Origin of the sequence: Paractinoplanes maris (assembly GCF_023544465.1) — a bacterium.
Classification (GTDB): domain Bacteria; phylum Actinomycetota; class Actinomycetes; order Mycobacteriales; family Micromonosporaceae; genus Actinoplanes; species Actinoplanes maris.
Window position 1 is genome coordinate 300,113 of record NZ_JALPVL010000009.1, and the last position, 17,814, is coordinate 317,926.

General features: G+C 70.9%; 18 protein-coding genes and 1 pseudogene. 10 read left to right on the plus strand and 9 right to left on the minus strand.

The window, feature by feature from the left end; translation table 11 throughout:
* Nucleotides 1-146 precede the first annotated feature (146 nt).
* Nucleotides 147-539 carry a MerR family transcriptional regulator gene (locus tag NAG42_RS26745; RefSeq protein ID WP_250034233.1) on the plus strand — a complete coding sequence of 131 codons (393 nt, stop codon included), beginning with the start codon at nt 147-149 and terminating at the stop codon, nt 537-539.
* A 30-nt stretch (nt 540-569) separates the two neighbouring features.
* On the opposite strand, the gene NAG42_RS26750 is transcribed toward NAG42_RS26745, so the two are convergent.
* The 3 genes from NAG42_RS26750 to NAG42_RS26760 form a co-directional block, all read right to left on the minus strand.
* On the minus strand, nt 570-1,157 hold the full coding sequence (locus tag NAG42_RS26750) for a hypothetical protein (protein WP_250034234.1): 588 nt from the start codon (nt 1,155-1,157) through the stop codon (nt 570-572).
* 87 nt (nt 1,158-1,244) lie between these two features.
* The gene (locus NAG42_RS26755; RefSeq protein WP_250034236.1) at nt 1,245-1,685 is read right to left on the minus strand and encodes a VOC family protein; all 441 of its coding nucleotides are present in this window, start codon (nt 1,683-1,685) and stop codon (nt 1,245-1,247) included.
* A 105-nt stretch (nt 1,686-1,790) separates the two neighbouring features.
* On the minus strand, nt 1,791-2,648 hold the full coding sequence (locus NAG42_RS26760) for a helix-turn-helix transcriptional regulator (RefSeq protein ID WP_250034237.1): 858 nt from the start codon (nt 2,646-2,648) through the stop codon (nt 1,791-1,793).
* A 101-nt stretch (nt 2,649-2,749) separates the two neighbouring features.
* Between NAG42_RS26760 and NAG42_RS26765 the strand changes: the two genes are divergently transcribed.
* From NAG42_RS26765 to NAG42_RS26780, 4 genes and pseudogenes are all read left to right on the plus strand, one after another.
* A complete protein-coding gene (locus NAG42_RS26765) occupies nt 2,750-2,908 on the plus strand; it encodes a hypothetical protein (RefSeq protein ID WP_250034238.1) in 159 nt (52 codons plus the stop codon).
* 15 nt (nt 2,909-2,923) lie between these two features.
* Complete coding sequence (locus tag NAG42_RS26770; RefSeq protein ID WP_250034240.1) at nt 2,924-3,997, plus strand: Gfo/Idh/MocA family protein; 1,074 nt, start codon at nt 2,924-2,926, stop codon at nt 3,995-3,997.
* Between the two features lie 78 nt (nt 3,998-4,075).
* Nucleotides 4,076-6,037, plus strand: coding sequence for a cellulase family glycosylhydrolase (locus NAG42_RS26775; protein ID WP_250034242.1), 1,962 nt, complete (start codon nt 4,076-4,078; stop codon nt 6,035-6,037).
* A 54-nt stretch (nt 6,038-6,091) separates the two neighbouring features.
* A pseudogene (locus NAG42_RS26780) lies at nt 6,092-7,885 on the plus strand (glycoside hydrolase family 15 protein); the annotation flags it as partial.
* Here NAG42_RS26780 and NAG42_RS26785 read toward each other — a convergent pair.
* Nucleotides 7,862-9,655 (minus strand): ATP-binding protein, encoded by a 1,794-nt coding sequence (locus tag NAG42_RS26785; protein ID WP_250034547.1) that lies wholly within the window; start codon nt 9,653-9,655, stop codon nt 7,862-7,864. The pseudogene NAG42_RS26780 and the gene NAG42_RS26785 overlap by 24 nt on opposite strands.
* A 79-nt stretch (nt 9,656-9,734) precedes the next feature.
* On the opposite strand from NAG42_RS26785, the gene ku reads away from it, so the two are divergent.
* A complete protein-coding gene (gene ku / locus NAG42_RS26790) occupies nt 9,735-10,775 on the plus strand; it encodes a non-homologous end joining protein Ku (RefSeq protein WP_250034246.1) in 1,041 nt (346 codons plus the stop codon).
* 17 nt (nt 10,776-10,792) lie between these two features.
* On the opposite strand, the gene NAG42_RS26795 is transcribed toward ku, so the two are convergent.
* From NAG42_RS26795 to NAG42_RS26815, 5 genes are all read right to left on the minus strand, one after another.
* On the minus strand, nt 10,793-11,173 hold the full coding sequence (locus tag NAG42_RS26795; protein WP_250034247.1) for a hypothetical protein: 381 nt from the start codon (nt 11,171-11,173) through the stop codon (nt 10,793-10,795).
* Nucleotides 11,170-12,405 (minus strand): WXG100 family type VII secretion target, encoded by a 1,236-nt coding sequence (locus NAG42_RS26800; protein WP_250034249.1) that lies wholly within the window; start codon nt 12,403-12,405, stop codon nt 11,170-11,172. Before NAG42_RS26800 ends, NAG42_RS26795 begins: the two co-directional genes overlap by 4 nt.
* Nucleotides 12,402-12,719 (minus strand): type VII secretion target, encoded by a 318-nt coding sequence (locus tag NAG42_RS26805; RefSeq protein ID WP_250034259.1) that lies wholly within the window; start codon nt 12,717-12,719, stop codon nt 12,402-12,404. Before NAG42_RS26805 ends, NAG42_RS26800 begins: the two co-directional genes overlap by 4 nt.
* Nucleotides 12,709-13,101, minus strand: coding sequence for a YbaB/EbfC family nucleoid-associated protein (locus tag NAG42_RS26810; RefSeq protein WP_250034261.1), 393 nt, complete (start codon nt 13,099-13,101; stop codon nt 12,709-12,711). The genes NAG42_RS26805 and NAG42_RS26810 overlap by 11 nt, the downstream gene beginning before the upstream one ends.
* Before the next feature lie 63 nt (nt 13,102-13,164).
* Nucleotides 13,165-13,755 carry an acyltransferase gene (locus NAG42_RS26815; protein WP_284045901.1) on the minus strand — a complete coding sequence of 197 codons (591 nt, stop codon included), beginning with the start codon at nt 13,753-13,755 and terminating at the stop codon, nt 13,165-13,167.
* Between the two features lie 265 nt (nt 13,756-14,020).
* On the opposite strand from NAG42_RS26815, the gene NAG42_RS26820 reads away from it, so the two are divergent.
* Genes NAG42_RS26820 through NAG42_RS26835 form a run of 4 tightly spaced genes read left to right on the plus strand, consistent with a single transcriptional unit; the run spans nt 14,021 to nt 17,812 of the window.
* Nucleotides 14,021-15,100 carry a Gfo/Idh/MocA family protein gene (locus NAG42_RS26820; protein ID WP_250034265.1) on the plus strand — a complete coding sequence of 360 codons (1,080 nt, stop codon included), beginning with the start codon at nt 14,021-14,023 and terminating at the stop codon, nt 15,098-15,100.
* Entirely contained in the window at nt 15,097-16,062 is a 966-nt protein-coding gene (locus tag NAG42_RS26825; protein ID WP_250034267.1) for an NAD-dependent epimerase/dehydratase family protein, read from the plus strand. The genes NAG42_RS26820 and NAG42_RS26825 overlap by 4 nt, the downstream gene beginning before the upstream one ends.
* 8 nt (nt 16,063-16,070) lie before the next feature.
* The gene (locus tag NAG42_RS26830; RefSeq protein WP_250034269.1) at nt 16,071-17,180 is read left to right on the plus strand and encodes a DegT/DnrJ/EryC1/StrS family aminotransferase; all 1,110 of its coding nucleotides are present in this window, start codon (nt 16,071-16,073) and stop codon (nt 17,178-17,180) included.
* On the plus strand, nt 17,177-17,812 hold the full coding sequence (locus NAG42_RS26835) for an acetyltransferase (protein WP_250034271.1): 636 nt from the start codon (nt 17,177-17,179) through the stop codon (nt 17,810-17,812). The genes NAG42_RS26830 and NAG42_RS26835 overlap by 4 nt, the downstream gene beginning before the upstream one ends.
* The last annotated feature ends 2 nt before the right edge of the window (nt 17,813-17,814 follow it).

Genomic DNA, 17,814 nt, shown 5'->3' on the forward strand with positions numbered 1-17,814 from the left:
CGGGCGGCATCGGGTGAGGTTGTTGGTCCCAGACATGCGACGATCGTGCAACCTTCACACGATGTGAATGTCAACTCTGAGCGACGAGTGGTCCCTCACAGCCAGCAAACCTTGACATCACTGTAACGTTGCCTCAGGAGGTGGTCATGAAGATCGGCGAGCTGGCGAAACGCACCGAGGTCCCGACGCGCATGCTGCGCTATTACGAGGAGCAGGGGCTGATCACGCCGCAGCGGCAGCAGAACGGCTACCGGGAGTACGACGAGTATCTGGTGGATCGGGTGAAGAAGATTCGCGGTCTGCTCGACTCCGGCATTCCCACCCGCATCATCGGTGACATGCTGCCGTGTCTCAACCAGCCGCAGGAGATCGTTGTCGCCGATCCCGACCCTGAGCTGCGCGAGTTGCTTGTGCGGGAGCGCGACCGGATGGCTGAGCGCATGGCGCTGCTGGAGCATCATTGCCACGCGCTCACCCAGTACATCGCCGCCATGGACCGATCCATCGATGCCACGACGGTGTCCCGCCGACCGCGATGAAGAGCCGCATGCCGACGACCCGGACCTGATCTATGAGCAGTGGCGGGTCACGGGGGAGAGCCAGCCGGTCAGGGTGGGGCCGAGGGTCTTGTCGATGTCCTTCGAGGTCTTGATGGCGCCGAAGAACTTGTCGTCGGTCGACTTGCTGTGCATCTGGGTCGCGGCCTTCTTGCCGGCGGCCTTGAGGTCGGCGTCGTCGCTGGTCGCGGTGGCCTCCTGGACTGCGGTGGCGAACGCGGCGAGGGACTGCTGCGCGGCGGCGATGGTCTTGCGGTCGGCCACGAACTTGGTCAGCGACTCGGCCAGGGGCGCCATGTTGGTCTGGTAGGCCCGGCCCAGCGCCTCGCAGGTGTTGCGGATCGCGGCCGGCGGCGTCGAGGCGGCCGCGGCGGACGGACCTCGCGCGGCGGACGGAGCCTGCGCGGTGCCCGGCGGCGGCTGAGCGGTGCCACACGCGCCGGCGCTCGAAAGCATGCCCACCACTACGAGGGCGCCCACGATGCGGCCGGTTCTTCCCGTACGCCGTTCCGGACGCGGCCGGGATACCGGGCTCGCGACCGTGAGGAGGGCTGCGGTGGCCGGGGAGGTGGGGTGGGTCTGGTTCAGGATGTGGCGCACGGTGGGAAACCCCCTGGGGATGAGGCCGGGTCGATGGGAGCGCTCCCATCGACCCTGCACCCTACGGCGTCCAGAGACTCCTGTCGATCAGTCGCGGTTGGGGAGGCGCTCGGTGATCTCCTGCAGCAGCCAGCCGTTGCCGTCCGGGTCGGCGAACGACGCGTAACTGCCGTACGAGCGACCGCCGGGATCGGGACCGGGCTGGCGGGAGCTGGTGTCCAGACCGCGCAGTCCGTGCCAGGTCTCGCTGACCTTGACGCCCCGGCTCAGCAACTCGTCGCGGGCGGCTTCGATGTCGTCGACGATGAGTATCAGATCCTGGGAGGAGCCGGCGGGTGCGGCGGTCAGCCCCGTACCGAATTGGATCGAGGCTTTGGAGCCGGGCGGCGTGAGCTGAACGATCCGCAGGTTGTCGTTGATCGGGAAGTCGGCGTCCAGACGCCAACCGAGGGTCTCGTAGAAGGCCTTGGCCCGGTCGACGTCGGACACGGGCAGGACGGTGACCTCGAAGCGGAAGTTGACTGTCATGACTACAGGCTCGCCCCGGACCGGCCCCGATCGCCCCAGGGCAACGCCCTGGTGTGCACCCTGGCCCGCAGGCAGCTCGCTCGCACCGCGCCCCCCGGCACGCCGTCAGGTTCGCTGGGCGCCGGGTCGAGGCTCGGGGGTCCAGCTGCTGAGCAGCGGAAGCACGCGCGCGGTAGGCGAGCCGACCTCGACGGTGTAGATCACCAGGCGCTGGTCGGGGCAGTGCGGCAGCGTGACGGCTTCGATGTCGAACTCGAGCTGTCCGGCCGCCGGGTGGGCCAGGCGCTTGGTGACCGACGACTGGTCGGTGACCCTGTGGTCGTCCCACCACTCGGCGACCTGCGGTGCCCCCTCCCGCAGCTGGCCGACGAGCTCGGTCAGTTTCCGGTCCTGCGGATGCCGCCCGGTCTCGTACCGCAGCCCGCCCACCGCCGCCCGCGCGAAGTCCTCCCAGTTGAGGATCCGCTCGCGGGCGGCCGGGTCGAGCAACAGCCACCGCACGAACGACGCTCCCGGCTCGAACGTCTGGCCCAGCACCGTGTCGAGCAAGGCGTTGCGGGCCAGCACCTCGGCCCGGCGTCCGAGCAGCAGAGCCGGCAGGTGGTCGAGCGCGGTCATGACCCGCAGCAGCCCTGGCTCCGGGCGTTGCGGGCGTTCCCATGCGACTCCGCGCGGCGCGGGCTTGGCCAGCGCCCGCAGGTGCCGGCGTTCGATCTCGTCGAGGCGTAGCGCCCGGGCCAGCGCGTCGCACATGTCGTCGCTCAGCGTGGTCTGCCGGCCCTGTTCGAGGCGGCTGTAGTGGTCGGGGCTGATCCCGGCCAGCACGGCGAGCTCGTCCTTGCGCAGACCGGGGACGCGCCGGGCCCCGGGGAACGGCGTGATGCCGGCCCGGGCCGGGGTCAGCCGGTCGCGACGGGATCGCAGGAAGGACCCCAGCGCGGCGTTGGGGGTGCGGGTGGCCACTTCGCCATCGTAAGAGGTCGTTCCGCCTTGAACCTGGTCACGCCGTGACCAGGGACAGCTCGACCTGGCTGCCGCACCGCCGGGTCCGTTGACTGAGCTCCATGAGCGATTCGCGTACGGCATCGGTCACCGCCGGAACCCCGGCCGGCCGGGCCGGCACACCGCACGAGGTCGCCTGGATCGTGTCCGACCGCGCCGCCTACCCGCACGGCGCCGAAGTTGCCGTTGACGGCGGCATCACCGCCACCAAGCTGTTCTGAGAAAGAGGGATCGCCATGGAAAGCAGACAACTGCGGGTCGGCATCATCGGGGCGGACACCAGCGCCAGCTGGGCCCAGGTGTCCCACATCCCGGCCATCCAGGCTCTTGCGGGCGTCACGCTGGCCGCGGTGGCCACCCGGCGCGAGCAGAGCGCCCGGCAGGCCGCGGCGGCGTTCGGCGCCGGGAAGTGGTTCGCGGACCCGTACGCGATGATGCGCGACGACGCCGTGGACGTCGTCACGGTCGCGGTCCGGGTCCCCGCCCATCACGACCTGGTGCTGGCCGCCCTCGACGCCGGCAAGATCGTCTACTGCGAGGCGCCGCTCGGGGTGTCGCCCGCCGAGACCCGGAAGCTCGCTTCGGCCGCAGGCTCCCGGCCCAGCGCCATCGGCTTGCAGGGCCGGCTCAACCCGTCCGTGCGCCGGGCCGCGCAGGTGGTCGCCGGGGGCGGCATCGGCCGGCCGCTGACCGCCCGGGTCGTGTCCACCTCGTCGGCGTTCGGGCCGGTCACCGCCTCGCCGTACGAGTATTTCGAGCGCGCCGCGTCCGGAGCCAACCTGCTCACGGTCACGGCCGGTCACACCCTCGACATCGTGGAGGCGGTGCTGGGCGAGATCACCGAGGTCGACGCGCGGGCCGAGACGCTGTGGCCGCACCCCACCCTGGCCGACACCGGGGACAAGGCGACGCGGGAGGTTCCCGACCACGTCGACGTCCTGGCCCGCACCGCGACGGGAGCGGTGCTCACCGCCGGCATCTTGGGCGGCGTGGCACCCGGGGACGCCACCTTCCGGTTCGAGCTGCGCGGCACCGACGGGTGGCTCACCCTCACCGGCGGCACGTTGTTCGGCGTTCAGGCCGGCGATCTGACTTTGACGTCGAGTGCCCCGTTCGAGGCGCCGGACCGGCCGGTCGCGCCGGTCACCGGGCCCGCGATCAACGTGGCCGAGATGTACGCCGGCCTGGCCACCGGCTCCCGCGCCGTCCCGGATTTCGCGCTGGCCCGGCACAACACCGAGCTGATGTCCGCGGTCGCCGCCGCCGCGGCCACCGGGCAGCGCGTTCACCTTCCGGTCTTGCCTGGATGACGAACGCATTAAATACTGTCGATGGGAGCGCTCCCAAGCTGTCGATGGCAGCACACACTCCGATCTCCGGGAGTACATGTGTTCCGTACCCGAGTGACCACCTGCCTGGCCGCCGTGCTGGGCCTGACCCTGGCCCTGCCCTCGACGGTTGCCGCCGCCGCGGCCGATCCCCCCACCCGGGCCGCCGCACCGGCGGCGGCCGCGGCCGCCCCGGCGACCGACTGGCTGCATGTCAACGGCAACCAGATCGTCGACGCCGCCGGCAACCCGGTCTGGCTCACCGGCGTCAACTGGTTCGGCTTCAACGCGTCCGAGCGCGTCTTCCACGGCCTGTGGTCGGCCAACATCACCGACATCACCAAGTCGATGTCCCAGCGCGGCATCAACATCGTGCGGGTCCCGATCTCGACGCAGCTGCTGCTGGAGTGGAAGAACGGCCAGGCTGCCGCGCCCAACGTCAACACCTACGCCAACCCGGAGCTGGCCGGGATGAACAGTCTCGAGATCTTCGAGTTCTGGCTGGCGCTCTGCGAGACGTACGGAATCAAGGTCCTGCTCGACGTGCACTCGGCCGAGGCCGACAACTCCGGGCACATCCACCCGGTCTGGTACAAGGGCGCGATCACGCCGGAGCTGTATTACCAGGCCTGGGAGTGGGCCGCGACCCGCTGGAAGACCAACGACACGGTGGTCGCCTTCGACCTCAAGAACGAGCCGCACGGCACGGCGAACGACCCCATCCGCGCCAAGTGGGACAACTCGACCGACATCGACAACTGGAAGAACACCGCCGAGACCGCGGCCCGGCGCATCCTCGCCATCAATCCCGAGGTGCTGATCCTGGTCGAGGGGCAGGAGATCTACCCGCGCGAGGGCAAGACCTGGAGTTCGCCCAACACCAACCCCGACCTGTCGCCGAACTACTACAACAACTGGTGGGGCGGCAACCTTCGCGGTGTGAAGGACTACCCGATCAACCTCGGCGCGAATCAGGACCAACTGGTCTACTCCCCGCACGACTACGGCCCGCTCGTCTACAACCAGCCGTGGTTCGACAAGCCGTTCGACAAGGCTTCGCTGACCAACGACGTGTGGCGCCCGAACTGGTTCTACCTGCACGAGAACGGCACCGCGCCGCTGCTGATCGGCGAGTGGGGCGGCCGGCTCGGCCAGGACGCGCGGCAGGACAAGTGGATGACCGCGCTGCGCGACCTGATCGTCGAGAACAAGCTGCACCAGACGTTCTGGGTGCTCAACCCCAACTCCGGCGACACCGGTGGCCTGCTGCTCGACGACTGGAAGACCTGGGACGAGCAGAAGTACGCCCTGTTGAAGCCCGCGTTGTGGCAGTACAGCAACAAGTTCGTGAGCCTCGACCACCAGGTGCCGCTGGGCGGCTCGGGCATCACGACCGGCATCAGCCTGGGCCAGCGCTACAGCACCGGCGGTGGCGAGAACGACGCCACCGCACCCAGCGTGCCCGGGCAGCCGGCCGCGACGAACGTGACGGCCACCGGCGCCACGCTGACCTGGGCCGCCTCGACCGACAACGTCGGCGTCACGGCGTACGACGTGCTGCGCGGCGGTTCGGTCGTCGCGACGGTGTCCGGCACGACCTACAACGCGACCGGTCTGACCGCCTCGACCGCCTACACGTTCAGTGTTCGCGCCCGCGACGCGGCCGGTAACGTCTCGGCGGCCTCGACCGGACGCACCGTGACCACCACGGCCGGCGGTGGCAGCAGCGACCAGGGTTGCACCGCCACCTACAAGACCACCAGTTCGTGGACCGGGGGATTCCAGGCCGAGGTCGCCGTACGCAACACCGGCACCACCGCCGGCGCGCGGTGGACCGTGTCCTGGACGTACCCGAGTGGCACGACCGTCGCCTCCCTCTGGAACGGCGTGCTCACCACCCCGGCCGTGACCGTGCGCAACGCCGACCACAACGGCGCCCTGGCCGCCGGGGCCGGCACGTCGTTCGGCCTGGTCGGCACCGGCCCGGCCGCCACCCCGGCGGTCAGCTGCACCCTGGCCTGACCGCACCGGGGAAAGCGACTGGCGTGACGGGACGTTGCTCGGGCCCACAATGCGGGCATGAGCAACGTCCCGATCGCCCAGCACGCGCTGCTGTCCGACTGCCACTCCGCGGCCCTCGTGACCACCGGCGGCTCGGTGGACTGGTTGTGCTTCCCGCGCTTCGACAGCCCGTCGATCTTCGGCCGGCTGCTCGACGACGAGGCGGGGCACTGGCGCATCGGCCCGGTCGCCGCGCACCGGTCGGTGCGGCGCTACCTCGACCGTACGATGGTCCTGGAAACCGACCTGACCACCGCGACCGGCTCGGTGCGGGTGACCGACGCCCTGGCCCTCAGCCCCGGAAACCGTGGACACGAGCTCGGCCGGGGCTCGCCGCACCTGTTGATCCGGTCGGTCACCGGCCTCACCGGCTCGGTCGAGGTCGAGATCAGCTATCGCCCGCGGCCCGAGTACGGCATCGTGACGCCGCTGCTCGGTCACGTCGACGGTGGCGTCACGGCGCGCGGCGGCGCCGAATGGCTGGTGCTGTCGACGCCGGTCCGGTTGACGCTCGAGGACGGGGTGGCCACCGCGCGCTTCATGGTCGAAGACGGCGAAACGCGCACTTTCGCGCTGCACCGCTCGACCCTCGAGGAGCACCCGGCCCAGGTGTGGAGTGAGGCGGCTCTGCGGGACAGGCTGGCCGACACCGTGGAGGGCTGGCGATCGTGGTCCGACCTCCATCAGACCTACGACGGGCCCTGGCGCGATCTGGTGCATCGCAGCGGCCTCGTGCTGCAGGCCCTGACCTTCCGGCCCAGCGGCGCGATCGTCGCGGCGGCCACCACCTCGCTGCCGGAGAGCGCGGGCGGCGGACGGAACTGGGACTACCGCTATTCGTGGGTGCGCGACGCCAGCTTCACGATGGAGGCGCTGTGGGTCGCCGCCTGCCCCGACGAGGCCGGCGACTTCTTCGCGTTCATGACCACCGCCTCCACCCCGTTGCAGATCATGTTCGGCGTGGGCGGCGAGCACGACTTGACCGAGCGCGAACTGCCCCACCTGCGGGGCTGGCGCGACAGCCGCCCGGTGCGCATCGGCAACGGGGCGTGGCGTCAGGAGCAGATCGACGTGTACGGGGAACTGCTCGCGGCCGCCGACCGGCTCGCCGAGCAGATCACGACCATGGACGACGACGTCCGGGCGTTCCTGATCGCGATGGCCGACGCGGCGGCCGCCCGGTGGCGCGACCCCGACCGGGGCATCTGGGAGATCCGCGGTGAGCCCCGGCATTTCGTCCACTCCAAGGTGATGTGCTGGGTCGCCCTGGACCGCGCGATCAAGCTCGAGTCGCTGCTCGAGGCCGGCGACGTGGCGCGCTGGAAGGCGGAACGGGACGAGATCCGCGAGACCGTGCTGCGCGAGGGGGTGACGGCTGAGGGCATCTTCACGCAGTCGTTCGGCTCGGCCGAGCTGGACGCGTCGCTGCTGATGCTGCCGATCGTCGGTTTCCTGCCGGCCGGCGACCCACGCGTGCTGGCCACCATCGAGGCGATCGGCGCGCGGCTCACCGACGAGCGCGGCCTGGTCTACCGCTACCGCGCCGGCGACGGACTGGCCGGTGACGAAGGCACGTTCCTGCTGTGCACGTTCTGGCTGGCGCAGGCGCTCGCCCTGGCCGGCCGGGACGAGCGGGCCCGCGAGGTGTTCGAGCTGGCGGCCGGCCACGTCAACGACGTCGGCCTGCTGGCCGAGGAGATCGACCCGCGGACCGGCGAGATGCTCGGCAACTTCCCGCAGGCCTTCAGCCACATCGGCCTGGTCAACGCGGCCTGGGCGATCGCGTCAGTGCGGTGTGGGCACCCGTGAGTGCTCGGGGACGGTGAACCAGAAGACGCTGCCGCCGCTCGGGTTCGCCTCGACACCGACCTGGCCGTGATGGCGCTCCACGATGCGGTGCACGATGGCCAAGCCCAGACCCGTGCCGGGGTAGTTCTCGCTGCCACCGACACGGGTGAACGCGTCGAACACGGCCGCCCGGTCGCGGTCCGGGATGCCGATCCCGTTGTCGGTCACCTCGCAGCGCCACCGCCCGCCTTCGACCGGCTGGCAACCCACGCGGACGTGCGGCTCCCGGTCCGGAGGCGTGTATTTGATGGCGTTGCCGATCAGGTTGTCGAGCACCTGGCGCAGCAGCGTCGGGTCGCCGTAGATGGTGGGCAGCTCCCCGACCTCGATGCCGGCGGCCCGGTCGGCGGCCCGGTCGCGGGCGATCTCCTCGGCCAGGCGGTGCAGGTCGACCGGGACGTTGGCCATCGGCCGGTTCTCGGCGGTGGCGTAGTCGAGCAGGTCGTCGATCAGCACCCGCATGTTGTCGGCGCCCTTGCGCAGCCGGGCCAGGAAGTCGCGCTGCGTGCTGTCGAGCTGGTCGAACGCCTCCTCGTGCAGGAAGTCGGCGTACCCCATGATGCGGGCCAGCGGGCTGCGCAGGTCGTGCGCGACCACCCCGGCGAAACCGACGAGCTCGCTCTCGCGCTGCCGCAGCCGGTGCTCGACCTCCTCACGCTGGGCGATGTCGCGGCGCAGCGCGGCGGTGGCCTCGTCGACCCGGCGCAGGGCCCGGTCGCGCGAGGTCACGATCGAGCCGGTGAGCGCGACCAGCAGGGCGGTGAGCACCAGACCGACCAGCCAGGCGATCCGGTCGAGGCCGCGGTCGGTGCCGGCCAGCAGCCGGTCGGTGGCCGCCACCCGCAGGTTCCAGCTGCGCTGGGCGACCGGCACGGTGATCTGCAGCGCCTCGACCGAGGTGTCCAGCGGCGCCGGCGGCTGCCAGCTGGCCATCGGGATGGGATCGCCCGACCCGTCGTCGATCAGGGTGACCGCCACCCCGTCGCCCGCCGCGTCGGCGACCGCCTCGCTCAGGAAGTCCCCGCCCCGCGTGCCGAGCACCAGCCATCCGCGGAACCGGCCGGCGTCGGGGGCGCCGGGGGAGGAGGCGAAGACCGGTGCGACGAAGACGAACGACAACTGGCGGCGCTCGGGCGGCAGCCCGGAGTCCTTGAGCAGCCGGTAGGTGCGGCTGACGGTCACCCGGCGATCCTGCTCGGCGATGTCCATGGCCTCGACCGCCTGGGCCGACGGGGACAGATCGACCCCGGCCGACGATCCGGTGTTGTCCAGTGACTTGTCGAGCACGGCGAAGCGGTGCGTGCTCTCGCCGATCGGGCGCAGCTTCAGGCTGGGTGAGCCGCGCCCGCGCCACTCGGACTCCAGCGCCGCCGTTTGGGCGTGCTTGACCGGTACGACGAAGACCAGGCCGGTCGCGCCGGGCAGCCGCTGCCGGTCGACGCCGGCGGTGATCGCGGCGAACTCGGCCGTCTCGAGCCGGGACTGCGAGCCGACGGCCGCGGCCAGATCGGTCAGCGAGGCCGAGTACCGGTTGACCTCGGCCGTGATGGCCTGCTTGATCATCGTGGTCCGCTGGTTGAGGGCCCGGTTGAGGCGGTCCTGCTCGACCCCGTTCAGGGTGAGAGCGGACAGGGCCGTGCCGGCCAGCCCGACCACGCCGACCAGCACCAGGGCCAGGACGGACCGGCGCACCCCGACCCACCGCTCGCGGTGGTCGGTGGCGCTGCGCATCACATTTTCTGACGGTACGCCGGAAATGCGAGTTCCACTCCAGGTTCGGTCAGGCCTTTTCGCGGGTATTGCCGCGAGCATGGCTCGACCGATCTGGACCGGCGCGATCACCTTCGGCCTGGTGTCCGTCCCCGTGGCGATGTATTCGGCCACACACGAACACGAGGTGAGCTTCCACCAGTTCGAGAAGGGCACGTCGGACCGCATCCGATATCGGCGGGTCAACGAGCGTACGGGGAAAGAAGTCGACTTCGACGACATCGTCAAGGGCGCCGACGTCGGCGGTGGCGACTACGTGCTGCTCGACCAGGACGAGCTCGACTCGGTCGCGCCCGGCCGCTCCCGTAGTCTCGACATCCACCGTTTCGTCGAACTGGCCGACATCGACCCGCTGTACTACCAGAAGACGTACTGGCTGGGCCCCGGCAGCGACGAGACCGCCAAGGTCTACGGCCTGCTGCGCGACGCCATGGCCGACACCGGCCGGGCCGCCGTCGGCACGCTGGTCATGCGGGGCAAGGAATACCTGACCGCCATCCGCGCCGACGGCCCCTTGCTGGTCCTGCAGACGATGTTCTTCGCCGACGAGGTGCGGGACCCGAAGGAGCAGCTGGACGAGCTGCCCAAGCGCAACACGGCCAAGCCCGCCGAACTGCACATGGCCCAGCAACTGATCGACTCGATGTCCGGCCCGTGGAAGCCCGCCGACTTCCGCGACACCTACACCGACCGGGTCAACAAACTCATCAAGGCCAAGCAGAAGGGTAAGGAGGTCACCACGGCCGACCCCGCCCCCGAGCCCACCGCCGCCTCCGACCTCTTCGAAGTCCTCCGCCGCAGCGTCGAAGCCGCCTCCAAGCGCCGCTCGGGCGCCGACGCCCCCGCCGCCAAGCCGGCCAAAGCAGCCAAGCAGGACAAGGCCGCCCACCCGGCCAAAGCCGCCAAGCCCCGCAAGACGGCGAAGGCCGCCAAGCCCGCTCGCGCCGGGAACGACCTCGCCGACCTGTCGAAGACCGAGCTGACCCAGCTGGCCCGCGACCTCGACATCCCCGGCCGCACCAAACTGACCCGCCCCGACCTGGAGAAGGCCGTCCGCAAGGCCCAGCGCAAAGCCGCCTGACAGCGAGCCGCCGGCGGTCACAGCCGCGGGTGAGCCTCTTCGATGGCGTCGACACGGAGATAGGTGAGGAACAGGTCCCGGTCGCCCGGTGGCAGTTCTGCGAAGGCGGCGTACGCGGTCTCCCGGGCCCGCGGCGTCTCGGCCGCGAGCAAGCCGGTGATCGCTGCCCAGGCCAACGAGACGTACCCATGCAGTCGATCGCCCCGCAGAACCGGGAGCCGGCTCAACTCTCCGAGTGCGTCCACCGCCCGGTCGTCCTCCCGCGCCCGCGACGCCAGCTCGAACACCGACTTGGCCCGGTAGACATCGCCCCGCTCCACCAATGCGCGTAGTTCACCCACGGTCATGTCGCGGACGGGAGGCTCCGGCGGCAGGGCCGGTGGTGGCGGAATCGTCACGGTGCCACTCCAAAGATGTACTCGTACTCCTGCCGCAGCAATTCGTGCAGCCGGTCCACCGACTCCTGGTCGCCGATCGACCGGGCATAGTCGATCTCCTGCTGGTAGGCGCGGGCTTCGTTCTCGTACCGTGCTCGTGGATCGCCCATCGCCGCGGCCATGCCCGCCCATCCGGCGTCCCGATCGTCGCGCAAGTGTGACATCTCGTGCAGCAGCGCCCCGTAGGAGGCGTCCGGGTCCAGGATCATCTGTCCCGGATTGCCGGCCGAGGGTGCCGGCCCATACGCCATCGCGCCTTCGCGGACGACGACCTCGACTCCCGCCGCCTCCGCCTCCCGCATGGCGGCATCCCATTCGGCGGGGTGTGTCTGCCTCGCGGAGCCGTGCCTGCGCAGCGGATCTGCTTCGGCGTGGAACAGGTGAGTGCCCCGTGCGGGTGCCGCTCCGCCTGGGTCGGACCGGCCCAGCCGGCGTAGCAGGCCTTTGATGTCCGCAATGGTCTTCTCCAGGCCCCGCATCATCGGCGTCAGGCGGCGCAGGCTGCTGACCAGACCATCAAGCAGCTTGGTGATGCGGGCGACCCACTTGCCGACCAGGGTGGTGACCTGCGCGATCACCCACGGCGTGCCGAGGCCGAGGGTGATGCCGGCCTCGGCCAGCCACTCCCACAGGCGGACGGCGAGCACCGAGACGAAATCGGCGATCAGGTCCCGCACCATCATGCGGACGGTGGCGACGAGCATGCCCGCGCCGGCGGTGATCTGCCCCAGCGCGGTGGTCGCCTTGGCCAGCGCCTGAAGCGCGGCCTCTTGCTCGCCCGCGATGTGCCGGTACGACCGTGCGGCGACGCCCGTCCATCCACTGATCTGTCTTGCGGTCCCGTCGTGCAGGGTCGTCCCCGCGGAGGCCATGGCTCCGGTGACGTTGCTCCAGGTCCGGGCGTACGCGTTGATCTGATCCGGATCGCCGGCGAGCGCGTCCAAGGCGTCCGACAGCGGCTTCACGTGTTCGATCAGCCAGCCCACGCCCCAGGAGACCAGTTGGCCGAGCGGGTCGGTGACGAAGGCGAGGGCGTCGAGGCCGGCCGCGATGCCACCGATGGCCGGATCGATCCAACCGCCCCCGTCGAAGGACGCCATGAGCGAGTCGACGTCCTCGGCCAGGAAGACGCCGCTGAACCAGCGGGTGCTGTCCTCCCGCGGCGCGATCAGCGGGTTGGCGAGGTCGCTCACGGTCCGTTCCCGCCGCGGAAGGCGCCGGCCGTTCGCTCGTCCGAGCCGGTGTACGCGCGGGCCGTCGTACGCAGATCGTCGGCTGACCGTTGCAAGGAGTCGGCCGCCTCCTGAAGGGCGTCGACAGTCGCCTCCTGCAGTGGATCGAGCAGGGCCGGGATCAGCTGACAGAGGAAGCCGTACGCGTCCCGGCCGATCGTGACCGCTGAGGCGGCGGACCGTCCCTGGATCACCTGTTCGGCGACCTCGTCGACCGTCGCGGCCTGTCGCCCGACGGCGTCGGCCTGCACCTCGAAACCGGACTCAGCGCCCATCGTCATCCTCGGCCGAGGTGCCCGGGAATCGGGCCTCGAAGCCGGCGACGACGGCCCGCCCGGTGGGGCTGTCGACACCGACCGTCTGCTCGGCGATCTCGGCCACCCGGCGGGTGAGGCGCACCTGAGCGGCACGCATCGTCCGCAGGATCACGTCGGCCAGTTCGGTCATCCCGAAGTGAGCAGCCTGCTGCTCGAGGCGAAGATCGGTGACGCCGCCGGAGCCGTCCACCGTGACCGTGACGTGGTGTTCCGGGTCGGAAGCGGTGACGGTCAAGCGGCTGACCTGATCGGACAACGACTGGGCCGCCGCGGCTTGCTCCGAGACCGATGCCGACCAGGATCGGACCCATTGCTCCGCATCGTCGGCAACGTCCGGCATGACCGACCTCCAGGTGTCTTCGACCGGTCCACGACGATATCGATGCCCGGCAACACGCCGGAGTCAGCGCTCGGTCAGGCGGCCGTCGGACTCGGTGTATTCGGCTCCGGTCTCGGGGCACAGCCAGGTGTTGTCGTCCTTGGGGGTCAAGGGGTGACCGGCCCGGCCCACCCAGCCGATCCGGCGGGCGGGGACACCGACCACCAGGGCGAAGTCGGGGACGTCCTTGGTGACCACCGCGCCCGCGGCCACCAGGGCCCAGCGGCCCACGCTGACCGGGGCCACGCAGACGGCGCGGGCGCCGATGGCGGCGCCCTCGGCGATGGTGACGCCCACGGCTGTCCAGTCGTCGCCGGTTTTCAGGCGGCCGTCGGGGGTCACGGCCCGGGGGTACTCGTCGTTGGTCAGCACCGCGGCCGGGCCGATGAAGACGCCGTCGCCCAGGCGGGCCGGTTCGTAGACCAGCGCGTGGTTCTGCAGCTTCACGTTGTCGCCCAGGATGACGCCGGGGCCGACGTACGCTCCGCGGCCGATGGTGCAGTTGGCGCCGACTGTGGCATTCTCGCGAATCTGCGCCAAGTGCCAAATCCGAGTACCGGCACCGATTTCGGCGCCTTCCTCCACATCGGCCGTCGGGGCCACGGTGATCGTCATGGGCGGTCCTTTCCGGACATTCGCGAGCGGGCGAGCCTCCTGACCGCAACGCCTCCGGCGACATCGGACCATCGACACTTCGGCTCACTCTGACCGATGGTCGTCGCCCGCTCCGGCCGACAGGCGGGCCCCGATGACCGAAGGTACCGGATCCCTCACGGCTTCCGACGGATTTCCGCCACGACTCTGGCGGCGGACCGGACCGCGTCGATAGCTTCCGGTCGAAGAGAGCGTCCAACGTGCACCGAAGCGAAGAACGGAACAGATGTCCGTGACTCCTCCACCACTCGCGCCCGGCGAGCCGATCGGCGTCGCCGTCATCGGAGCCGGCTACTGGGGCCCCAACCTCGTCCGCAACTTCCAGGCGTCGCCGGCCTTCCGATTGCGCCGGCTGTGCGACCTGGACGTCGACCGGGCCCGCCGCGTCCTCGGTGCCTATTCGACCGTCCAGGTGACCGCGAGCCTCGACGAGGTGCTGGCCGACCCCGAGGTGCACACCGTCGCCATCGCCACCCCGGCCGGCACGCACTTGCCGGTGGCCATGGCCGCGCTGCGTGCCGGGAAGCACGTGCTCGTCGAGAAACCCCTCGCCGCGACGTACGCCGAAGGCCTGGAACTGGTTGAGGAGGCCGACCGGCGCGGCCTCACGCTCATGTGCGACCACACCTACTGCTACACCCCGGCCGTGCTGCGGATCCGCGAGCTGCTGCACTCCGGCGAGCTGGGCGAGCTGCATTTCCTCGACTCGGTGCGGATCAACCTGGGCCTCGTGCAGCGCGACATCGACGTGGTCTGGGATCTCGCCCCGCACGACCTGTCCATCCTCGATTTTGTGCTCCCGCCGGGCGTACGACCGGTGGCCGTGGCCGCCCACGGCGCCGACGGCATCGGGGCCGGCCGGGCCTGCGTGGCCTACCTGACGCTGGAGCTCAACAACGGCGCGATCGCCCACATCCACGTCAACTGGCTGTCCCCGGTGAAGATCCGGACGGCCATCGTCGGCGGCTCCAAGCGCACCCTGGTCTGGGACGATCTCAACCCGAGCCAGCGGATCGCCATCTACGACCGCGGTGTCGACGTGGCCTCGCCCGAGGAGCTGGGCGACGAGCAGCGCCGCGACATGCTGGTGTCGTACCGCTCGGGCGACATGGTCGCGCCCGCCCTGGTCGAGCGGGAGGCCTTGCGCACGATGGTCGACGAGTTCGCGCGGGCCATCACCACCGGCACGCCCGCGCTGACCGACGGCCGCGCGGGTCTGCGCGTACTGGAAATCCTGCAAGCCGCCTCGGTCAGCCTGGCCTCGGGCGGCACCATGGTCAAACTCGACGAAGGGCACATGGCGTGACGGGCGTACAGATCGAGGGCGCGCGCGCTCTGGTCACCGGCGGGGCGGGCACGATCGGCTCACACGTCGTCGACGAGCTCGTCCGGGGCGGTGCGGCCGAGGTCGTGGTGCTCGACAACTTCGTCCGCGGCCGCCGGGAAAACCTGGCCTGGGCCACGGAGAACGGCCGGGTCACCACGCACGACGGGGACATCCGCGACCGCGATCTGGTGCGCCGCCTCACCGAGGGCCAGGATCTGGTCTTCCACCTGGCCGCCATCCGCATCACGCAGTGCGCCGAGGAACCCCGGCTGGCCAACGAGGTGCTGGTCGACGGCACGTTCAACGTCGTCGAAGCGGCCGCCGGGGCCGGCGTCAAAAAGGTCGTCGCCTCGTCGTCGGCGTCGGTCTACGGACTGGCCGAGCAGTTCCCGACCACCGAGCGCCACCACCCCTACAACAACGACACCTTCTACGGCGCGGCCAAGGCGTTCAACGAGGCGACGCTGCGCAGCTTCCACGCCATGAAGGGCCTCGACTACGTCGCCTTGCGCTACTTCAACGTCTACGGCCCGCGGATGGACATCTTCGGGCTCTACACCGAGGTGCTGATCCGCTGGATGGAGCGCATCGAGTCGGGCACGCCACCGCTGATCCAGGGCGACGGACTGGCCACGATGGACTTCGTGCACGTGGCCGACATCGCCCGGGCCAACATCCTGGCCGCCCGGGCCGAGGTCACCGACGAGGTGTTCAACATCGCCAGCGGCACCGAGACCAGCCTGCGCGAGCTGGCCCAGGCGCTCAGCGACGTGATGAAGAGTGACCTGGAGCCGGAGTTCGGCCCGGCCCGCGCGGTCAACGGCGTCACCCGGCGCCTGGCCGACACCGGCGCGGCCGCCGACCAGCTGGGCTTCCGCGCCGAGCTGAGCCTGCACGAGGGTCTCGGGGGCCTGGTCGACTGGTGGCGGTCGTCCCGATGATCCCGGTGATGATTCCCCTGCTGGGCGAGGAAGAGGCACAGGCCGCGGCGGACGCGGTCCGCTCCGGCTGGGTGGCTCAGGGCCCGCGGGTCCGGAGCTTCGAGCAGGATTTCGCGGCCACCGTCGGCGCGACCCACGGCGTGGCCACCAGTTCCTGCACCACCGCCCTGCACCTGGCCCTGGTGCTGCTCGGCATCGAGCCGGGCGACGAGGTTGTCGTACCCTCGTTCTCGTTCATCGCCACGGCCAACGCGGTCCGCTACGTGGGTGCGACGCCCGTCTTCGCCGACGTCGATCTGGCCACCGGCAACGTCACCGTCGAGACGGTCGACGCGGTGCGCACCCCGCGCACCCGGGCGGTCATCGCCGTGCACCAGGGTGGCGTGCCGTTCGACACCGCGGCGCTGCGCAAGGCCGCGGCCGGGTGGGGGGTCGAGCTGGTCGAGGATGCCGCGTGCGCGGCGGGTTCCTCGGCGTACGGGCAACCCGCCGGCGCCGGAGCAAAGGTGGCCGCGTGGTCGTTCCACCCGCGCAAACTGCTGACCACCGGCGAGGGCGGCATGCTCACGCTGGACGACCCCGAGCGGGCCGCACGTCTGCGCCGGCTGCGCGAGCACGGCATGAATGTCTCGGCCGCCGACCGGCACGCCAGCTCCCAGCCGGTGCTCGAGGCCTACCTGGAGACCGCCTACAACTACCGGATGACCGACATCCAGGCGGCGATCGGGCTCGTGCAGCTCGGCCGGCTGGCCGGTCTGGTCGCCCAGCGGCGCGAGCTGGCCGCCCGCTATCACGAGCTGCTCGCCGGCGTCGGCGGTCTCGTGCCGGTCCGCGACCCGGCCTACGGCCAGACCAACTACCAGTCGTTCTGGGTGCTGCTCGACGGCTTCCCGGCGGCCCGCGACGAGGTCCTGTCCGAGCTGGCCGCCCAGGGCGTCTCCGCTCGGCGCGGCATCATGGCGGCCCACCTCGAGCCCGCGTACGCCGATGTCTCGCCCGCACCGCTGCCGGTGACCGAGCGGCTGACCCGCGATTCGCTGATCCTCCCGTTGCACCACAAGCTCACCACCGATGACCAGGAGCACATCGTCGCCGTGCTGCGCAGGCTCTCCCGGTGACCGATCTCGTCATCGTCGGCGCCGGCGGTTTCGCCCGGGAGACGGCGGCCGCCGCCGGGGGTTTCCGCGTCCTGGGCTTCGTCGACGACGACCCGGCGCTGCACGGCACCCACCGCTCGGGCCGGCCGATCCTGGGCCCGGTCGACAGCGTGCGGGCCATGCCGGACGCCCAAGTCGTGGTGTGCGTGGGCAATCCGCGCAACTTCACCGCCCGGCGCGCCATCGTGGAGCGCCTCGGCCTGCCCGACGACCGGTACGCCACGGTGGTGCACCCGCTCGCGTCGGTCGGCGCGGGCAGTGCGATCGGCCCCGGCACCGTGCTGCTGGCCGGCGCGGTGCTGACCGCCGACGTCAGTGTCGGCGCGCACGTGGCCGTGATGCCCCAGGCCGTGCTGACCCACGACGACCACGTGTCCGACTACTGCACCATCGCCTCCGGCGTCCGGCTCGGCGGCGGGGTGGTCCTCGACGAGGGCGCCTACGTCGGGGCCGGCGCGCTGGTCCGCGAGGGCATGAAGGTCGGCGCCTGGTCCCTGATCGGCATGGGCGCGGTCGTGCTGCACGACGTGCCGGCCGGCGAGGTCTGGGCCGGCAACCCGGCCCGTCTGATCCGCCCACTCACGAGGAGCTGACG